The sequence below is a fragment of the Acinetobacter sp. DSM 11652 genome (assembly GCF_900109815.1).
In the GTDB taxonomy this organism is placed as follows: domain Bacteria; phylum Pseudomonadota; class Gammaproteobacteria; order Pseudomonadales; family Moraxellaceae; genus Acinetobacter.
In genome coordinates this window covers 100,775-120,150 of record NZ_FOBK01000007.1, presented here as the reverse complement: position 1 = coordinate 120,150, position 19,376 = coordinate 100,775, and the positions used below count along the sequence as shown (strand labels likewise).

16 protein-coding genes are annotated in these 19,376 nt (G+C 39.0%); 12 read left to right on the top strand and 4 right to left on the bottom strand.

Annotated features, from left to right (window positions below; genetic code table 11):
* Positions 1-37: 37 nt before the first annotated feature.
* The 4 genes from BMW42_RS08645 (at position 38) to rapA (ending at position 5,018) form a co-directional block, all read left to right on the top strand.
* Complete coding sequence (locus BMW42_RS08645) at positions 38-454, top strand: GlcG/HbpS family heme-binding protein (protein ID WP_035267160.1); 417 nt, start codon at positions 38-40, stop codon at positions 452-454.
* A 7-nt stretch (positions 455-461) separates the two neighbouring features.
* Positions 462-1,172, top strand: coding sequence for a phosphopantetheine-binding protein (locus BMW42_RS08640; RefSeq protein ID WP_092767203.1), 711 nt, complete (start codon positions 462-464; stop codon positions 1,170-1,172).
* A 160-nt stretch (positions 1,173-1,332) separates the two neighbouring features.
* Entirely contained in the window at positions 1,333-1,977 is a 645-nt protein-coding gene (locus tag BMW42_RS08635; RefSeq protein WP_171260699.1) for an RluA family pseudouridine synthase, read from the top strand.
* A gap of 203 nt (positions 1,978-2,180) precedes the next feature.
* The gene (gene rapA / locus BMW42_RS08630) at positions 2,181-5,018 is read left to right on the top strand and encodes an RNA polymerase-associated protein RapA (protein ID WP_092767105.1); all 2,838 of its coding nucleotides are present in this window, start codon (positions 2,181-2,183) and stop codon (positions 5,016-5,018) included.
* Positions 5,019-5,047: 29 nt separating this feature from the next.
* On the opposite strand, the gene BMW42_RS08625 is transcribed toward rapA, so the two are convergent.
* Positions 5,048-5,851 (bottom strand): enoyl-CoA hydratase-related protein, encoded by an 804-nt coding sequence (locus tag BMW42_RS08625; RefSeq protein WP_092767104.1) that lies wholly within the window; start codon positions 5,849-5,851, stop codon positions 5,048-5,050.
* Positions 5,852-5,930: 79 nt separating this feature from the next.
* A complete protein-coding gene (locus tag BMW42_RS08620) occupies positions 5,931-7,133 on the bottom strand; it encodes an iron-containing alcohol dehydrogenase (protein WP_092767103.1) in 1,203 nt (400 codons plus the stop codon).
* Between the two features lie 318 nt (positions 7,134-7,451).
* Here BMW42_RS08620 and BMW42_RS08615 point away from each other — a divergent pair, with 318 nt between their 5' ends.
* Positions 7,452-9,158: an AMP-binding protein gene (locus tag BMW42_RS08615; RefSeq protein ID WP_092767199.1), complete on the top strand. Its 1,707-nt coding sequence runs from the start codon at positions 7,452-7,454 to the stop codon at positions 9,156-9,158.
* Positions 9,159-9,201: 43 nt separating this feature from the next.
* On the opposite strand, the gene fabR is transcribed toward BMW42_RS08615, so the two are convergent.
* Entirely contained in the window at positions 9,202-9,882 is a 681-nt protein-coding gene (fabR, locus tag BMW42_RS08610) for an HTH-type transcriptional repressor FabR (protein ID WP_092767102.1), read from the bottom strand.
* A gap of 139 nt (positions 9,883-10,021) precedes the next feature.
* On the opposite strand from fabR, the gene BMW42_RS08605 reads away from it, so the two are divergent.
* Both BMW42_RS08605 and BMW42_RS08600 read left to right on the top strand, forming a co-directional pair.
* On the top strand, positions 10,022-11,092 hold the full coding sequence (locus BMW42_RS08605) for a flavin reductase family protein (protein WP_092767101.1): 1,071 nt from the start codon (positions 10,022-10,024) through the stop codon (positions 11,090-11,092).
* Positions 11,093-11,104: 12 nt separating this feature from the next.
* Positions 11,105-12,199, top strand: a complete 1,095-nt coding sequence (locus BMW42_RS08600; RefSeq protein ID WP_035267144.1) for a fatty acid desaturase family protein — start codon at positions 11,105-11,107, stop codon at positions 12,197-12,199.
* Between the two features lie 50 nt (positions 12,200-12,249).
* On the opposite strand, the gene BMW42_RS08595 is transcribed toward BMW42_RS08600, so the two are convergent.
* The gene (locus tag BMW42_RS08595) at positions 12,250-12,951 is read right to left on the bottom strand and encodes an SIMPL domain-containing protein (RefSeq protein ID WP_092767100.1); all 702 of its coding nucleotides are present in this window, start codon (positions 12,949-12,951) and stop codon (positions 12,250-12,252) included.
* A gap of 544 nt (positions 12,952-13,495) precedes the next feature.
* Between BMW42_RS08595 and BMW42_RS08590 the strand changes: the two genes are divergently transcribed.
* The 5 genes from BMW42_RS08590 to BMW42_RS08570 all read left to right on the top strand — a co-directional run bounded on the left by BMW42_RS08590 (position 13,496) and on the right by BMW42_RS08570 (position 19,061).
* Positions 13,496-14,293 (top strand): fumarylacetoacetate hydrolase family protein, encoded by a 798-nt coding sequence (locus BMW42_RS08590; protein ID WP_035267140.1) that lies wholly within the window; start codon positions 13,496-13,498, stop codon positions 14,291-14,293.
* 25 nt (positions 14,294-14,318) lie between these two features.
* Positions 14,319-15,215: an acetaldehyde dehydrogenase (acetylating) gene (locus BMW42_RS08585; protein WP_035267137.1), complete on the top strand. Its 897-nt coding sequence runs from the start codon at positions 14,319-14,321 to the stop codon at positions 15,213-15,215.
* Positions 15,216-15,226: 11 nt separating this feature from the next.
* A complete protein-coding gene (dmpG, locus tag BMW42_RS08580; protein ID WP_092767099.1) occupies positions 15,227-16,246 on the top strand; it encodes a 4-hydroxy-2-oxovalerate aldolase in 1,020 nt (339 codons plus the stop codon).
* Positions 16,247-16,644: 398 nt separating this feature from the next.
* Positions 16,645-17,937 (top strand): OprD family outer membrane porin, encoded by a 1,293-nt coding sequence (locus BMW42_RS08575; RefSeq protein ID WP_092767098.1) that lies wholly within the window; start codon positions 16,645-16,647, stop codon positions 17,935-17,937.
* A gap of 263 nt (positions 17,938-18,200) precedes the next feature.
* Positions 18,201-19,061: an alpha/beta fold hydrolase gene (locus BMW42_RS08570; RefSeq protein ID WP_035267132.1), complete on the top strand. Its 861-nt coding sequence runs from the start codon at positions 18,201-18,203 to the stop codon at positions 19,059-19,061.
* The last annotated feature ends 315 nt before the right edge of the window (positions 19,062-19,376 follow it).

Here is a 19,376-nt window from a genome sequence, read left to right as displayed (position 1 = left end):
TTTTTGCACGTATAAAATTCACGGACTTAAAATAGAAATGAAATTAAAACATTATTTAACTTTAGAAGACGCGGAGTTCTTACTGACGCGTGCGCAACAATATGCGATTGATAAAAAGTTGAATGTCAGTATTTCTGTTGTAGATGAAACTGGAAGTTTACTTGCAATGAAACGCATGGATGGTGCCTCTCCGATGACTGCGAATTTGTCAGCTGAAAAAGCAAAATGTTCAGCTTTGAGCCGCCACCCATCTCAAATTTTTGAAGAGCTGATCAAAGATGGGCAATTGGGTTTTCTGACTGTTCACTCATTGTCGGGAATGTTAGAAGGTGCGGAACCCATTATTTATCAAGGGCAATTGGTGGGAGCCGTGGGAGTTTCAGGTGCTAAATCTTTTGAAGATGCTGAAATTGCGCTGCATGCCATTGAAGTTTTCTTGGCTTTAGCTGATTAAAGTGGCAATGTCATATTTTTATACACCACCCAAAAAAATTGAACTCAGCGCGAGTTTGGCAAAGTGGTCCATTCAAGCTGAACAATGCGTCTTGGTGGTTTTTGGATTTCAACGTTTAGCTGAATATAGCAATGACCAACATCAAGAATTATTAATTCATTTAAATCGCTTAATTAAAAAAGCTCAGGCTTTAGATATTGAAGTGATTGAAATTGAAGAGCAGCAATCATTTTCTAAAGTAGCGCAGTTGGGTGAATTACTCGCAGAAAAGAAACAACTCATTGTCTCTGGCATGATCAATTCACCTATAAAACAACTTTTACAGCATATCATTTCGATTACTCCTCAAATTTGTGTGGTGAACGATGCTGTTCATCTAGAAACGAAGAGCCAACATTTACAGTGGATTGAGAACTGTGTAGAACAAGGTATTCATCATATGAATACCTCTGCCATGATTCGAATGCTGGAATTAAGTGCGCCGACTTCGTTTATTCTTTCTGAAAAGGGCATATTACTGTCTATTGCTGAATACCTCGAATTCGATATTTTAGAAATTGATCCATTTCAAGATTTACGGAACTATGGCTTAGATTCAGTCGCAATGGTGAGTTTGATTGGCTTGTGGAGAGCCAATGGCGCACATATAGATTTTGAATCATTTGTGCAAAATTGCACACTTTCTCAATTGCTTCCTATCCTGAGAAAAGACTGCTAGATGTCAAAAATAAAACTTAATTCATTTGAATCGTTAGATTGATTTAATTTCTATCAGATATCGGAAAAATCATCACTGTTTGTCCATTTCAAGATTGTAATTTATCGCTAAGCTTTCTATTATTGCCGCCTTGTTTTCACGATCTGCTAGGAATAGAAATTTGAGTCATTTTCTTCAGGAACATCTCATTCATCGTGATCAAGATTTTATGGTGATTCACAAACCAGCTGGATTACTTTCTGTTCCGGGCAAAACGCCTGATCTTCAAGATTGCGTTATCAATCGTCTTCTTCAAGAAGAACCACGTACGCTTCTGATTCATCGTTTAGATCGTGATACATCAGGCTTATTGGTGTTTGGACTCAGTAAAACAGGTCAAAAATCGATCTCGCGCCAATTTCAAGAACGTGAAACGGATAAAACTTATCAAGCACTAGTCGTGGGATGTGTAAAAGGTCAAGGAACTGTAGATATTCCCGTGATTTACGACCCATCGCGTCCGCCATTGCATATCGTAGATGCGCATCACAATAAAGCAGCGTTAACGCATTGGGAAGCAGTTGAACAATTTCAAATTCAAGATCAGTGGGTGACACGCGTAATATTAACGCCAATCACAGGTCGAGCACATCAACTTCGCGTTCACATGCAGCATTTAGGGCATCCCATCGTAGGGGATACTTTGTATGCAACACCAGCGCAACAAGCTTTGAAAGATCGACTCTGTTTGCATGCAGAGCAGTTAAGTTTCAATCATCCTGTTACCGGTGAACGACTGAACTTTCATTGTCCAGTGCCGTTCTAAATACACATTTTAAAATCAGCATACGAATATTTTTATGATCTCATCATGATGAAATTTTGGTTATGATCAATTAAGTATATCGTTGCTAAATATTGCTCACTTTTTGGTGGGCTTTATGTCAAAATATATTGCTTATAGACGTTAAATTTTGCTCAAATCATCTCCTGTTTGAGCATAAGTTTTCAGTCCTAACTTGAGATAAGGTGGAAAAATTGCAGCAGTTTGCTATTGGTCAACGTTGGTTATCAGACACAGAGACAGAGTTAGGTTTAGGGGTTTTGATTGATGTAAATGAACGATCAATTAGCATCCTCTTTCCTAAAAGTGACGAAACCCGTGTCTATGCACGTAGTAACGCACCTTTATCTCGAATTGTGTTCAATGTGAATGATGAGCTTCAAGACCAAGAGGGCATCGTCTGGAAAGTCGAATCATTAGAAGAGCGTGGTGGCGTTATTCGTTACAACGTCATTCGTCAGTTACAAGATGGTACTGATGAACGTAAATCATTAAATGAAACTCGTGTTGGTGCGACGATTCAATTGTCTAAACCACTTGATCGTTTACTGGCAAGCCAAATTGATTATAAAGAATGGTATGACCTGCGTATTGAAGCATTACAAATGCAAGCTAATATGCAAAATAGTCCATTACGTGGCATGGTGGGTGCTCGTGTTGGATTGATTCCTCACCAATTTTATATCGCGCATGAAGTAGGTAAGCGCTTTGCTCCACGTGTCTTATTGGCGGATGAAGTTGGTCTAGGTAAAACCATTGAAGCAGGTTTAATCATACACCAGCAACTGAAAACAGGACGTTCTGAACGCATCCTCGTTTTAGTTCCTGATTCGCTGCAATATCAATGGATGGTTGAAATGCGTCGCCGTTTCAATTTGAATTTCTCGCTATTTGATTTAACGCGTACTGCTTCGATCAAAGAACATGATCCAGAATTGAATCCGTTCTTAACTGAACAGTGCATCATTGCGTCTGTTGATCTCATGATCGACCATGAAGATTTACGTGAGCAAGCGCTCGAAGCAGGTTTTGATTTGCTTGTGGTGGATGAAGCACATCATTTGATGTGGTCAGAAGAAGAAGGTGGTAATGACCGCTATGACCTTGTTGAAGAATTTGCTGAAAAAACTGCAGGCGTACTTTTACTGACTGCAACGCCTGAACAGTTAGGGGTCGAGTCTCATTTTGCCCGTTTACGTTTACTCGATCCGCAACGTTTTAGTTCGCTTGATCGTTTCTTAGATGAAGAGGAAAAATATCAGCAAACAGCTCAAATTGCAGAAGTGCTGATGTCGGATCAACCTCTTGAAGCTGATCATTTCCAAGCAATTGAGCAGTTACTGGGTCACAAGATTGAAGATGAGCCAGAACAGCGTTTCCGTGCAATTCATGAATTGTTAGATCGTCACGGTACGGGACGTGTACTATTCCGTAATACACGTGAAGCGATTCAAGGCTTCCCTGGTCGTGATTGTCAGCCTGCACCATTACCTGCGCCAGAAGGATGGTCGATGGATGGTAAACTTCGTGAACAAATGTGGCCAGAAGAAGCGCAATTGGACGGGGCTTGGATGGAAACTGATCCGCGTGTAACGTGGATTATGGAAATGCTCCGTACTCAGTTAAAGCATAAAAAAGTCTTACTCATTGCGCGTAGTGGGCCTGTAGTTGAAGCTTTAGAAAATGCATTACGTATCCATGCAGGGATCCGTACAGCAATGTTCCATGAAGGCATGAGTCTATTAGAGCGTGACCAAGCAGCTGCTTATTTTGCGGAAGATTCGTATGGTGCTCAGATTTTATTGTGTTCAGAAATTGGTTCAGAAGGTCGTAACTTCCAGTTTGCTTCAGATTTAATCCTATTTGATTTGCCAGCGAACCCTGATGTGCTTGAACAGCGTATCGGTCGACTTGATCGTATTGGTCAAGAAAACCGTATTCAGATTCATGTGCCATATTTAGTGGGCACTGCACAAGAGCGCATGTTCCGTTGGTACAATGAAGCATTAAATATTTTCAGCAATATTTCTCCAACTGCGCAAACCTTACAAGAGAACTTTATTGTTGATCTTAAAGATTGCTTGTTGGCTGATAAAGGTCAAGCGTTTGAAGATCTTCTTGAAGCTGTAAGTGTGCAACGTGAAGCCTTAGAGCAAGAGCTACAAGCAGGACGTGATCGTTTATTGGAATACAATTCTTGTCGTCCAATGGTTGCGCAAGAAATTGTGCAAGCACTTGAAGAGTATGATGATAATACGACTTTGCCAATGTTTATGAAACGCTTCATGGCATCAACCAATATTGATTTTGATGAGCAAAGTAATGGCACGGTGATTATCAAGCCTACTGATCAAATGCAAGTCCAAGGTCTGACTTTGGATGAGGAAGGCATGACCGTGACGTTCTATCGTGATCAGGCTCAGATCCGTGAAGATGCGCAATACATAACGCTTGAGCATCCTTTCACTGAAAGTGTCATGGAAATGATCAATACGCAATCGTTTGGTAGTACCAATGTGGCGTTATTGAAGTCTGCAGCTTTACCACAAGGTTCAGTTTTAGTTGAGGTGTGGTTCAAAGTGGATGTGATTGCACCGAAAGCATTGAACTTGCCAGCGAGTTTACCAACACAATTGATTCGTGTGTTATTAAGTGAAAAGGGCCAAGATTTATCAGCTAAAATTGCACCAGATATTTTGAAACCATACTTACATCATCTTGACGGTAATAGTTGTCGCCAAGTGGTGAAAGCACGTCGTGATGTCGTTGAACAACGTTATGCACAAGCTTTAGACATTGCAAAAGGTGCTTTGCCTGAATTAAAACAGCAAGCGAAAGAAATTTATAGCAATAAATGGCAATATGAAATTGATCGTTTAAGTTATTTGAAACAATTTAACCCAAGTATTCGCGAAGATGAAATTGCACGTTTGCAGAAGCTTCAAAAAGAAGGCTTAAGCCTTTTAGAAGGTTTAGCTGTAACGCCTGAAGCGATTCGAGTCTTGGTGGTGGTAAAGCCATAAAATAAAAAAAAGCACCCTAGGGTGCTTTTTTAGGACTGCAGAAATTGATTGAAGTCAGGTTTTCTTTTTTGTAAGAAAGCCATCACGGCTTCAATCATTTCAGGCGATGTTAAACGTTCTGCAACAACCTCAGCTTCCTGAACAATACAATTCTGAATTTGATCTTGCTCGGGGCGAATTTGTTTTTTAATAATTTTTAGCGTGGTCATTGGCAGTTGACTCATCTGTTGAGCCCGCTGTAAAGCTAATTGTTCAGGTTGCTCGCAAATCTGATTGATGATTCGACATTTTAGCGCCTCTTCCGCTGAAAATTTTCGACCTGTGAGCAATAATTCGGCAGCCATATGATAACCAGCCAACTCAGTGAAAAGAAGGCTGGTGCCACCTTCTACAGATAATCCCAAACTTACAAATGGAATTTGAAATTCTGTATCGGGGTGCGCGTATACCATGTCACAGTGAAATAGCATAGTGACGCCAACGCCTATAGTGCAGCCACGTACCGCAGCAATAATAGGTTTAGAAAATCTTGCGATCGCTTTTAGGAAGATAAATGGTGGTGTAGCATCAGCGGCTAAACCAACATATTTTTGAGCGGCAGACATAAAATCTTTCAGATCATTTCCTGCGGTAAAATCATGTTCGTTACCCTGTAAAATCACAACATTCACTTGTTGAGATTGATCTGCCGCATCCAATATTTTTGCAATGTCATTGTACATTTCCCCAGTTAAAGCATTTTTTTGCTCGGGGTGATCAATTTTGATGGTCAGGATTCTATTCTCAATCGTGACATGAATAAAAGGGTTTAGTGAATCTAAATTTTTTAACATGGCGGCATTCCTTGTCGCAAATTAAAAAAGCTCAGTAGACACGATTGTATACTGAGCTTTTATTCGTGCCTTATTGGCATTAAAGTCGATTTAAAATTTGCTCAGCATCTGAATAATTCATGTATTTTGGTACGGCATAAATTCCATGGGCTTCAGTAAAAGCAGATTTAATCATCTCTGGGAAATCTTGCTTTTTTAAATTCGGAATCTCAGTATTGATTTTCAAATCTTTGAGTAATTGCTTTACGCTTTGAATGAAAATATTTGCGGCTTGTTCATCCGAAGTGTGTGACGAGCTTAAACCAATTTTCTTCGCTGCTAGTGCTAAGCGTTTTTCTGATGCTTTACGATTAAATTCTAGAACATGAGGCAAGATAATAGCATTAGCGCGTCCGTGTGGGATTTGATATTGAGTCCCTAATTGATGCGCCAAAGCATGTACATAGCCAATTCCAGCACTATTCATTGCCAAGCCAGCATAATGAGAACCGAGCGCCATTGCTTCACGTGCTGCAATATTCTGACCATCTTCAAATGCAGTTTTTAAATTTTCCATGATCAATTTCATGGCTGCACTGGCGTAATAATCTGATTGTTTGTTGGCGAATCCGCTTACCCATGATTCAATTGCATGAGTAAGGGCATCAATACCAGTGTCAGCAGTGATAGCAGGTGGCATGCCTTTCATGATGACGGGATCTAAAGCAGTTGCTAATGGAACGACTTTGGGATCAATAACTAAGCCTTTGATATGAGTTTCACTGTCTGAAATAACTGCGGCAATGGTAACTTCAGAACCTGTGCCGGCGGTGGTCGGAATCACGAACAATGGATATGCAGGTTTACGGCTTTTTAAAATTCCAAAAAGTTGTTTAGGTGATTTATGGTTTGCGGCTGCGAGCGCTAATACTTTTGCTGTATCAATCGTCGAACCACCCCCTATACCCAATACGCTATCGCATCCGGTATTTTTAAACAGTGCTAGAGATTTTTCGACAATTTCACAAGTTGGATCAGGTTTTACATCAGAGAAAATAACAACTTCAATCCCATTGTGCTTTAATTGATCTTGAATGGGTTGTATGACACCTAATTTGACTAATACTGCATCAGTCACAATCATCACTTTTTTCATGCCGAGCTGAGCGATATTGCCACACAATTGCATTGATGAATCTTCACCCGCAAATACGAGAGGATGTGATACTGGGATTGCAAGGGTGAGGGCTTTGACAGCCATGAGTTGAGTTTTTGCACGTAAAATAGTGGCAATCTGAGCCATAATGATCAATCTCTATCCATGAGTTTGATTTAGTTATAGGATAATCATTGTCCAAGTACATTGGCGATAATCATCAACACATTGGTCTTAAATTACAATTTTATCAAAAATATAGCGCAATTAAACTGAGCAAAATAATGGTTGGATTTTGATCAGAATTCATGATAGAAAATAGAAAATAATTCGAAAATTTAAATCGTAAAGCTTTAGTTTTTACTCGGCAATCAGGAACTCAGGACGAGTTTAAAACGATTAAATCAGCTTTCGGTTATGAGTCATTACATAACAACAATGATGCGTTATTGGGAGTCATTACACATGGAAGTAAATCAGAACAACAACCAATTTGAGTTTTTACCGACTCATATTCACTATTTAATGTATTGGGAAAAGAAATCGCCAAACCAAGATTTCTTGGTTCAGCCTTTACCAAATGGTCAGGTGATTAAATACACTTGGGGAGAAGTGGCCAGTCAAGTCAAAAAAATGGCTGCTTATTTACAATCTTTGAATTTGCCTGGTCGTTCTCAGATTGCAATTTTTGGTAAAAATAGTGCGCATTGGATTATGGCAGATCTTGCAATTTGGATGGCAGGTCATGTGTCGGTTCCTTTATATACGACTCTCAATGGTGAAGGAACCAAATATGTTCTAGATCATAGTGAAACTAAGGCTTTGTTTATCGGTAAATTGGATGGTATTGGAGACAGTTGGAACGATGTGAAACAAATCATCCCTCAAGATATGCATTGTATTAAATTGCCATTGGCACCTGACTATAATGCGCCAACATGGGATGAAATCACTGCGAAAACAGCACCAACCAGTGAGCCTTATTTTCCAAACGAGGATGAGCTTGCGACCATTATTTATACCTCGGGCAGTACAGGTCTACCTAAGGGCGTTATGCAAAGTTATAAGACCTTGCTCTCACCTGCGAGTGAGCTGAAATCTACGTTTGGTGTTTCAGAAAAAGATCGTGCTTTATCTTACTTGCCGCTAGCTCATGTTGCAGAGCGTGTATTTATTCAATCATCCGTGATGATTTGTGGTTTTACCGTTTATTTTGCTAATTCATTAGATACATTTATTGAAGATCTTAATCGTGCAAAACCAACGATCTTCTTTTCTGTGCCACGTTTATGGACTAAATTTTATTTGGGGATTAATGAAAAAATTCCACTTAATGTACAAAACGTGTTGTTTAAAATCCCATTCTTGGGCAATAAGATTAAGCAAAAACTCTTGGCAAAATTGGGTTTGAATCATGTTCGTTATGCTTTAACGGGTTCTGCACCTTTACCCATAGATATTATTAAATGGTATCGTAATTTGGGCTTAGAGTTGCTTGAAGTTTATGGAATGACAGAAAACTGTGGATACTCGCATATCACACGTATGGGTGAATATATGAGTGGATATGTCGGACATGTTCAAGCACGAGTAGACTGCAAGATTGATGAGAATGGTGAGATTTTAGTCAGAAGCCCAGGAACAATGTTGGGTTATTACAAGAACCCAGAAAAAACAGCTGAAGATTTGACTGAGGATGGTTATTTAAGAACAGGAGACATGGGTGAAATTGATGCGACTGGCCGTCTAAAAATTACTGGACGTGTAAAGGACATCTTTAAAACTCAGAAAGGTAAGTATGTGATGCCTGTACCAATTGAACAAAAGATTGGTAATAACCAAATGATTGAATCTGTCTGTGTTGGTGGTGCAAGCCATAAACAGCCGATCGGCTTTGTGATGTTGGCAGAAGAAATTCGCAATAAATTGCAACAAGATAATAAACGTGATGATATCGAAGCAAAATTAATTGAGTTGAAGAATGAAATTAATGAAAAGCTTGAGCCACATGAAAAAATTGCATTCTTTGTGGTCATTATGGATTTGTGGACGATGGATAACGATATGTTGACGCCGACTATGAAGATTAAGCGTAATAAAATTGAGGCGAAGTACGAAGCCCTTATTCCAACTTGGGTTGCTCAAAATAAAGAAGTTATTTGGGAAAAGTAATAAAAAAGCCCTTCAACTGAAGGGCTTTTTTTACACTCAGTATTTATTCTTTCAGATGACGTGCGCCTTCTAAAATCATTCGGATCATCGTCATCGTTTGTTCAGCTACAACTTTTCTTTCATCGTGTGGCATGTTGATTAATTTAGCACCCATAGTGAATACCAATTGAGTAATCGCTTTTGCAGCCAATTCTGGATGCTTGATTTTATGAGAGTTATTTTGCTCGAGACGAACAAGATCATCCATGAGTTCTTGCTGAAAGTAATTGAGCTGTTTTTCAACCGCCTCTTTATAAGAGGCAGAACCAGTATAACCTTCACGTAACAACAGGCTCAGATTACCTTCGTCAGCATCTAACTGTTCAATAAATACTTCAACTGAACTACGCACAATACTTGAATTGCGAACTGCTTTTAAGCGAGCTTGATGCAAGATTTGACGTAAAACAATACCTGAGCGATCAATCAATTCAATGGCAAGTTCGTCGATATCTTTAAAATGTCTATAAAAACTGTTTGGCGCAATTCCTGCTTCACGGGCAACTTCGCGCAAGCTTAAAGATGCGATGCTTTTTTGAGGTCCGATAAGGTTGAGAGCAGCTTGGAATAATTCTTCTTTCGTGATTGTGGCTTTTCTTCCGACTGTACGTGCAGTTGGATGCTCCAAAATGGATGCGGATTCACTGGCATGTAGAGGAGAAAGAGTAATCGTAGAGCTGCTCATAAATATCAGAAGTTTACAGTTAGAGTTGCATTATATCGCTCAGTGTCAGGATATGGAAATCAATAGATGATATACAAGTGTCTATACAAATATATATACATGTGTATAATAATTCTAAACCCACTGTGATGAGCCCATAATGCAAGCAGTTAAGCAACCTAAAAATTTGATTAGATCCGCAGTAAATGCTGTATTTGATCCGAATGCTGCCAATTTTTGGTTGCAAAAGATCGATCCAATTTGGTCGGTGAATCAATCATTAGGCAAAATTGTTGAACGTACACAAGTTGCAAATGATACGGTCAGCTTAAAAATTGCGGTTAATCGAAAATTTCAGTTTGGTGAAGCAGGGCAACATCATCCAGTTATTGTCACGACACGAGGTCGTTGTTTTGAACGTACCTATAGTTTGACCAAAATCGACACTCAACATGTATTGTTGACTGCTAAGAAAGTCGATCAGGGTGTAGTCAGTTCTTGGATTAACGATATTGCTGAGGTAGGCGATATTGTTGAGTTTGGTGCACCCTATGGAGATATGACACTTGGAAGTGTAAATACACCTCTATTAATGCTGGCCGCAGGGAGTGGTATTACTCCAATGTACAGCTTGATCAAGGCATTATTGCAGCAACAAAAAAAATTAGTTCAGCCAGTTAAATTGATGTACTGGGCAAAAAAAACAGAAGATTTAGCATTTCAAACAGAGTTGATTGCTTTGGCGAATCAACACTCAAATTTTAATGTTGAATTTTTTACCACTCAAGATGAAGTGGCTGATTCCCGTTTAGAAGATTCTCATTTAATTGCTATCGAATCCTTAGATCAATATACGGTTTATGCATGCGGTCCAGCAGGATTTGTGCAAGTTGCTGAACAACTAACTGATACTCGTGTTCATAAATTTAAAGGTGAAGCATTCAGTGTTGAACCATTCATTAGTGATGAAACTGGTTTTGTTCAGGTCACACTTACGAAATCAAATAAGGTCGTCACGATTCCAAAGGGACAATCAATACTTGCAAGTTTAGAGCAACAAAATATTCGCCCACAGCACGGTTGCCGCATGGGGGTATGTAATAAATGTGCATGCCATAAAGCGCAAGGTGCAACTAAAAACCTCGTCAATGGTGCAGAAAATACTGAGCCTGGAAATCTGCTCAAAATCTGTATCAATTCAGCTCAGTCTGATCTCACTATCGACCTATAAGCGAGAATAATCATGAATATGCCAGTTCAAGCACAATATTTCAAAAACCCAAAAAATCGTGAACTCACTGATGCACAACTTGATGAACTCGCACGTGAACTTGATGCAATTAAGCAGGAAGTTCTTGATGATTTAGGTGAAAAAGACGAAAAGTATATTAAGCGAGTGTATGCAGCGATTCGCTACAGTTCAATCCTTGGACGTGCATGCTTATTTGCTGGCTGGTTTCCTCCAGCATGGCTTTTAGGCACAGGCTTGCTTGGTTTTGCCAAAATCATGGAAAACATGGAGTTGGGCCATAATGTGATGCATGGTCAATATGATTGGATGAACGACCCTAAATTTAAAGGGACAACTTACGAATGGGATATCGTCGGCACATCTGATGATTGGCGCCAAACCCACAACTACAAACACCATACCTATACCAATATTAAAGGTATGGATGATGATATTGGTTATGGAATTCTTCGTTTGTTCCCAGAGCAACGCTGGAAAAAAGGATATTTATTACAACCACTTTACAGTATTCCATTCTGTTTGTTATTCCAGTGGGGTGTAGCGATTCAGAACTTAGAAATTGGTAAGCGCTTAAAAGGGCGCATGACCAAAGAAGAATTTCAACAACGTTTGAACCCGATGAAAAAGAAAATGGGGAAACAGTTATTTAAAGATTATGTTTTCTTCCCACTCATTGCAGGTCCTGCAGCATTACCCGTTTTCACAGGTAATTTAGTCGCTAATGGTATTCGTAATATTTGGACATTCAGTATCATTTTCTGCGGTCACTTCACCAAAGATGTGGAAGTTTTTCCGAAGTCAGTTTTAGAAAATGAAAGCCGTGGCCATTGGTATATGCGTCAAATTCGTGGGTCTTCTAACCTGACAGGTTCTGAAGGATTCCATATTTTGACGGGGCATTTGAGTCATCAGATTGAGCATCATCTTTATCCAGATATTCCTGCTCGACGTTACCGTCAAATGGGGCCTAAAGTGAAAGCGGTGTGTGAAAAATACGGCTTGAATTACAATAATGCGAGTTTATTTAAACAATATGGTCAGGTTTTGGGACGTATTGTGAAATATGCCTTCCCATTTAAAAAGTAAGAAACAAAAAAAGCCACTTATTGAGTGGCTTTTTGAACTTTAATAGCGAATTATTTTAATTGAATTGATCCATTTGCATTGACTGTGATTGTTGATTCTCCAGCAGCCATATTTTGTGAGTCTGCAGCGGGTGCACTCTCTACAACCATTGCGGCACGTGCCATGGCTAATGGTCTTGGTGAATAATTATTGGTGTTCATATTCAAGTTAACCAAGTTATAGCTAGAACGATTCCAAGCTTTAGTGAGAACCTGAGCGCGCTGTTGGAAATTTTGCGTGGCTTCTGTCAATAACTCATTTTCAACCTGCTTTCGTTTTTCAGTGGAAACAGTGAAATTAATCGATTGTGTTTGAAAATCTTGTTGTAACTCGCTAATTAACTGGCTCGCTGCTTTAAAATCTTTGCTTTCAATATTCACTTCAGCGCGGCCGCGCCATTCCTTCAGTTTTGTTGAATTGTTGTTGTCATAGACAGGGTAAGTGGTCTGAGAACCCGTTTCGACCTTTACTTGGGGGTATTTTTTACTGATGCTGATGGCCTGATTCATCAATTGGGTCATTTGTGTTGAAAGTTGTGCAGGCTGCTTATTACTTTTTTCAATAAATAAAATGGCGTGCATTTCATCATTAGAGACTTGTTTAGAGGCATCTGCTTGAAGATTAATAATATTAGTTTTAGGTTCTGTGTCAGCAAGTACCGAAAAGCTAATGCCAGTAGCTAAGATCAATAGTGGCAGTTTTAATAATTTCATTGTTATCTCTGTATCTTCACCTGATGAATATTCTACAGAATATTCTAATCTTTTTTGATGGAGAGAAAATGTGATTATTTGGTGATGAGATAGTAGCAATTGTAATATTCAACACCGATTTTACGACTTAAGTCGCCTTAACAAAGTTTTTAAAATGAATTTTAATTGAATTGTAGTTGAACAATAAAAGAATATAACTTGTCTTTGGATTAGTAGTTAATAATTTGTAATCCATAGATAATTCTATTATCAATGGTCTAATAAGTAGTATTAGAAATAGATTAAACATTCTGTATATTTAAATAATAAAATTTTAAAAAACATGTAAAACAATAAGATAGAGTCTTCATTTGATAAATTATTTATAGTCTGAAACTATTGTCATAAAGAAAATAAGTATTGGCATATAGGTCAAGATTTTTCCATTCTAGCTCTCATCAGAGATGCAGGTATCTCTCTAAAAGAATTTGTCCCTCAGAAGGTTGTTTTCAAGCAATTTTCCTAAGGTCAAATAGATCATCGAATGAAGTTGAAGGAAGTCTTGATGTCTAATTCTGCTGTAGTTGAATCAGTAGCACAAGCGTTACGAACTGCTGAATTATCACAAAGTGCAATCGCACCAATTCGCCCAACGTTGGGTGGTGAAGCTGCTGATGTAGATATCGCTTACGCTGTACAAGAAGTGAATACAGCGCGTGCCTTATCAGAAGGTCGTCGTTTAGTTGGACGTAAAATCGGTTTGACATCAAAAGTGGTTCAAGCACAACTCGGTGTAGATCAACCTGACTTCGGTATGCTGTTTGCAGACATGGCTTATGGTGATGGAGAGGCGATTCCTGCAGGTCTATTGATCCAACCTAAAGTAGAAGCGGAAATCGCTTTGGTGATCAATCAAGATTTAACGAAAGAAAAACACACTTATGCTGACATTATCAGCGCGACTGATTATGCACTTCCTGCTGTAGAGGTGGTGGATAGTCGAATTGAAAACTGGAAGATCAGTTTGATTGACACTGTCGCAGATAATGCATCTTCAGCTGCATTTGTATTGGGGTCACGTCCTGTAAAACTCGATAACCTTGATCTAGTGAATTGTAAAATGATCATGACACGTGGTGAAGAAGTCGTGTCTCAAGGTGTTGGTAAGGCTTGCTTAGCAAACCCTTTAAATGCAGCTGTCTGGCTTGCTGATGAAATGGTACGTCGTGGTCGTCCATTGTTAGCTGGTGACATTATTTTAACAGGTGCATTAGGCCCTATGGTTGTAGCAAACCCAGGTGATGAATTCAAAGTTGAGATTGAAGGCTTTGGTTCAGTGACTGCTGCTTTCGCTGCTGAATAAGTCGGAATTTTGAGAGAGTACGTTAATGAAAAAGATTAAATGTGCAATGATCGGACCAGGTAACATTGGTACTGATTTGCTTTACAAACTTCAACGTAGCGAATGGTTAGAGCCAGTTTGGATGGTGGGTATCGATCCTACTTCTGAAGGTCTTGCTCGTGCTGCGAAAATGGGTTTAAAAACCACTGCAGAAGGGGTTGATGGTCTTCTTCCTCACGTCATTGAAGATGATATTAAAATTGCTTTTGATGCAACGTCTGCATATGTACATGCTGAAAACAGCCGCAAGTTAAATGAACTTGGTGTACTGATGATTGACTTAACACCTGCTGCAATTGGTCCTTTCTGTGTTCCACCTGTGAACTTAGAAGCTTTACTTGCAGAAGGTGAAGTGCCTAACGTGAATATGGTAACGTGTGGTGGTCAGGCGACAATTCCTATGGTTGCAGCAGTTTCACGTGTTCAACCTGTTGAATATGGTGAGATCATCGCGACTGTGTCTACAAAATCTGTAGGTCCTGGTACACGTAAAAACATCGACGAATTCACACGTACAACTGCGGGTGCTATTGAGAAAGTTGGTGGTGCGAAAAAAGGTAAAGCGATCATCATCATTAACCCTGCTGAGCCACCACTTATGATGCGTGACACAGTACACTGTCTTGTTGAAGGTGAGCCAGATCAAGCTGCGATCACTGAATCAGTTCACGCGATGATTAAAGAAGTGCAAAAATATGTACCAGGTTACAAACTTGTAAATGGTCCAATTTTTGATGGTAACCGTGTTTCTATCTTCTTGGAAGTAGAAGGTTTGGGTGATTTCTTGCCGAAATATGCAGGTAACCTCGACATTATGACAGCTGCAGCTGCTCGTACAGCAGAAATGTTTGCTGAACACGTATTCAACAAAGAAGAAGCTTAAGGAGCAACCGCATGTCTAAGATTATTGTTCATGATATGACTTTACGTGATGGTATGCATCCGCAGCGCCATCAAACGACTGTTGAGCAAATGATTGCAATTTCAACAGCACTTGATGATGCAGGCGTACCATTAATTGAAGTCACTCACGGTGACGGCCTTGGTGGTTCATCAGTAAACTACGGTTTTGCTGCTGCGACTGACGAAGAATACTTGTCTGCTGTTGTACCGCGTATGAAGAATGCAAAAGTTTCTGCACTTCTTCTTCCTGGTATCGGTACGGTTGACCACTTGAAAATGGCACATGAAATCGGTGTATCAACGATTCGTGTTGCAACTCACTGTACTGAAGCTGACTGTTCTGAACAGCACATCACCGCTGCGCGTAAATTAGAAATGGACACAGTGGGCTTCTTAATGTTGGCTCACATGGCATCTCCAGAGCGTCTTTTAGAAGAAGCGAAGAAGATGGTGTCTTACGGTGCAAACTGTATTTATGTGACTGACTCAGCAGGCTACATGCTTCCTCAAGATGTAATTGATCGCGTTGGACACTTACGTCAACACTTGGACCCAAGCATTGAGTTGGGTTTCCACGGTCACCACAACTTAGGTATGGGTGTATCAAATACTGTTGCTGCTGTTGAAGCAGGCGCGGTACGTGTTGACTTGGCATCTGCAGGTCTCGGTGCGGGTGCAGGTAACACACCACTTGAATTGTTCATCGCTGTTGCAAATCGTATGGGTATGGACACAGGCGTTGACTTGTTCAAAGTACAAGATGTTGCTGAAGATCTTGTGATTCCAATGATGCACAACCCAATTCGTGCAGACCGTGATGCAGCTACTTTAGGTTATGCGGGTGTTTACTCTTCATTCCTATTGTTCGCTAAACGTGCTGAAGCGAAATATGGCGTATCTGCGCGTGAAATCTTAATGGAGCTTGGTCGCCGTGGTACTGTTGGTGGTCAGGAAGACATGATTGAAGATCTAGCTTTGACTATGGCTAAAGCAAAAGAACTTAACGCATAATTTAAAAGTGATTTGAAAAAGCACTCTTAGGAGTGCTTTTTTTATGAATTTAGAAAAGATACATATAAAAAAACAATTGCGTGAGATGTTTGGGTGCTTATATTGGGTGATTTGGTGTAGAGCGTATCGTAATTGTTAAACTTAAAAACGATTAAATAAAATGGCAAAATGTTTCTGGGTTAATTTGTAAGATATTAAAATATAATAAATTATCCATCGTAAAAGTTAATTTGCTTAGTTACTGAGCTATTATTAATTGTTTATAACAATGAGAGTTTTTAAAGTATTGTTTTTCATCGGAAAAGTCTAAATTTTTTTTTAGACTCTAGTCTGATTTCTTCAGAGTGCACAATTTAGCAATATGCTCATCAACGCTGATTTGAGTATAGGATGAAGCCATGCGTCATCAAAAATTATGGCTAGCAATGATTGCTGCAACAACTCTAGGGACAACTGCTGCTCACGCGAATTTTGTGACTGATTCAAATGTTCAGCTTAAATTTAAAAATTTCTATTTAGAACGTAATTACGATACAGCACCAAATCTAGATTATGGTAACTGGACGCAAGCAATCACTTTAGATGCTAAATCGGGTTATCACGATATTGGTGCAGGCATTCAAGTTGGTGCAGATCTCTTGGCTCAATATGCAATTGGATTGAAATCGCGTGATTCTGTAAATGACATTCATATGCCATATGATAACAGTCAAGGTCGTACAGAACGCGATAATGCTAAATTCGGTGCGACTTTAAAAGTTAAAGTTTCTGAAACTGAACTTAAAGTAGGTGATTTATTGCCGATGTCACCAGTTATTTTCTTCGATCCATCACGCCAATTATTAACTACTTATAGTGGTGCATGGTTAGAGTCGAAAGATATTCAGGATACTAAATTAACCTTGGCATATATTGATGGTATTAATGCGCGTTACGATAATCAGTATCAAGATTTGACCTTATTTCCAAACAATGATATTGCGAAGGCAGAAGCTCAAGGTCTCACAACTGATGACGGAATGTATATTGTTGGTGTTGATCACCAGTTTTCATCAAAGATTGGTGGTAGTTATTGGTTCGCTGATTTAACTGATATCTTCAAGCAACATTATGTTGCTGCAAGCTATAAAACTAAACTTGATGAAAAAACGAATTTAGATGCACATATTCGTTACTTCGATAACAGTGAAACTGGCGATAAACTTTTTGGTGAAATTGATAGCCAAGCAATTTCTATGGGGGCGAAAGTCAACCATGGTATGCATACTGTTCAATTGGGTTATCAAGAGATGTTTGGCGAGCATGGAGATAAAGCGACACTATTCCCAACATTGGGTGGTTGGGTGCCACAACCTTATTTAGATAACTGGTCGGTCGCGAGTTTTATCCGTAAGGATGAGAAATCTTGGAGCGTAGGTTATACCTATAATTTTAAAGAAATGGGTGTACCAGGATTATCTGCAACTGTACGTCATTTCCAAGGTTGGAATATTGATACGGCAACACCAGGTCGAGGTCGCGAGAATGAAAATAACATCATCGTGAACTATGTTGTGCCAGAAGGTAAGTATAAAGGTCTTGGTTTCAACTATATGTTTATTGATACTAATTATAACAACATCAATGTTCCAGGCACCTTGAGTGATTTAGAAGAGCATCGTGTGGCGTTAAGTTATAGTTATAAATTCTAAAAAATGAAATTGATCTCGATATGATGAGCAAGGATCATATCGAGATCTTATCAAGTCATATTCAGAGGGTGAATATTGATTTTAAAAAAATAAGGAAAAACAGTAATTTATTTAATTGGTAAAAAGAAGGATGCAATCGTAAATTTGTATCAGTTGAAAGGTACAGAGCAGTTAATATAAGCCTGTAAAACTATCATTTATAAACATCAACTGATGATTGTTTCACAAATATATGATCAGTTATAGACAGTTAGAGGACTATGATGAGCACTGTTCAAATTCCAGAATATAAAACGGATTCATTCTTTGGTTTAGAAGATAAATGGATCGAAACTGCTGAAGGTGAGTTAACCCATTATCATGAAATTGGTGAAGGCACGCCTATTTTATTCCTTCATGGTTCTGGTACTGGTGTATCAGCAGCTGCTAACTGGTGGTTGAATTTACCTGCAATTGGTGAGCAAGCGCGTTGTATCGCAATTGATACCATTGGTTATGGTCAAACTGTCGTTGCACCAGGAACTCAATACGGTATCCGTGCATGGGTTGATCATGCAATTCGTACTCTTGATGCACTTGGTATTGAAAAAACATGGTTAGTAGGTAATTCGCTAGGTGGTTGGTTAGCATTCCAATTGGCACTTGATTATCCAGAGCGTGTACTCGGTATTGTTTCAATGGGTACAGGTGGTGCAAAACAAACTGCAGCCCTAAAAGCGCATGCAAACCCAGTTTTAACAGAAGAAGGTATTCGTAAGACACTTTCAATGTTTGTTGTAAATAAAGACTTAATTACAGATGAGCTGGTAAAAGTACGTTTTGATTCTGCGGCGAATGACTACGCATCTGATCGTTTAATGGATGTTGTGGGTGCGCGTGACCGTGATCGTTTCGAGTTCCCATTAGACTTTGAAAAAATGAAAGATATTACAGTTCCTGTATTATTGATTCATGGTACTCAAGATGTGGTGATTCCTGTGTCTCGTACTTGGGACATTTTAAATATCGTTCCTAATGCTGATGCACATATTTTCAGTCAGTGCGGTCACTGGTCGCAAGTTGAAAAAGCAGAAGAATTTAATACGGTGATCAAAAATTATCTAGCAGTTCATGGTGTTAAATAATTTAAGATCCTAAAAAACTAAAAAAGAGGATGATTTAATCATCCTCTTTTTTAAAACTTAAAATACAGAACATGTGTTTAATACATTTAAATCTGCATATTGATAATCAATATTGAGCATTGATCTGTTTTAATGCATTAGACTTAAGTGGTAGATCAAGTCTAGTTAGTTAATGGGTTGTTTAAAAAATAGTCTAATCTAAAGCATGAATTCATAGAATTTATGATGATATTCGTAAAACTTTATTAGACTAAAGTCTAAGACTGTTGGTTGAAATAAAAAATAAAAATCACCGCTATGTTTAACGGTGATCAT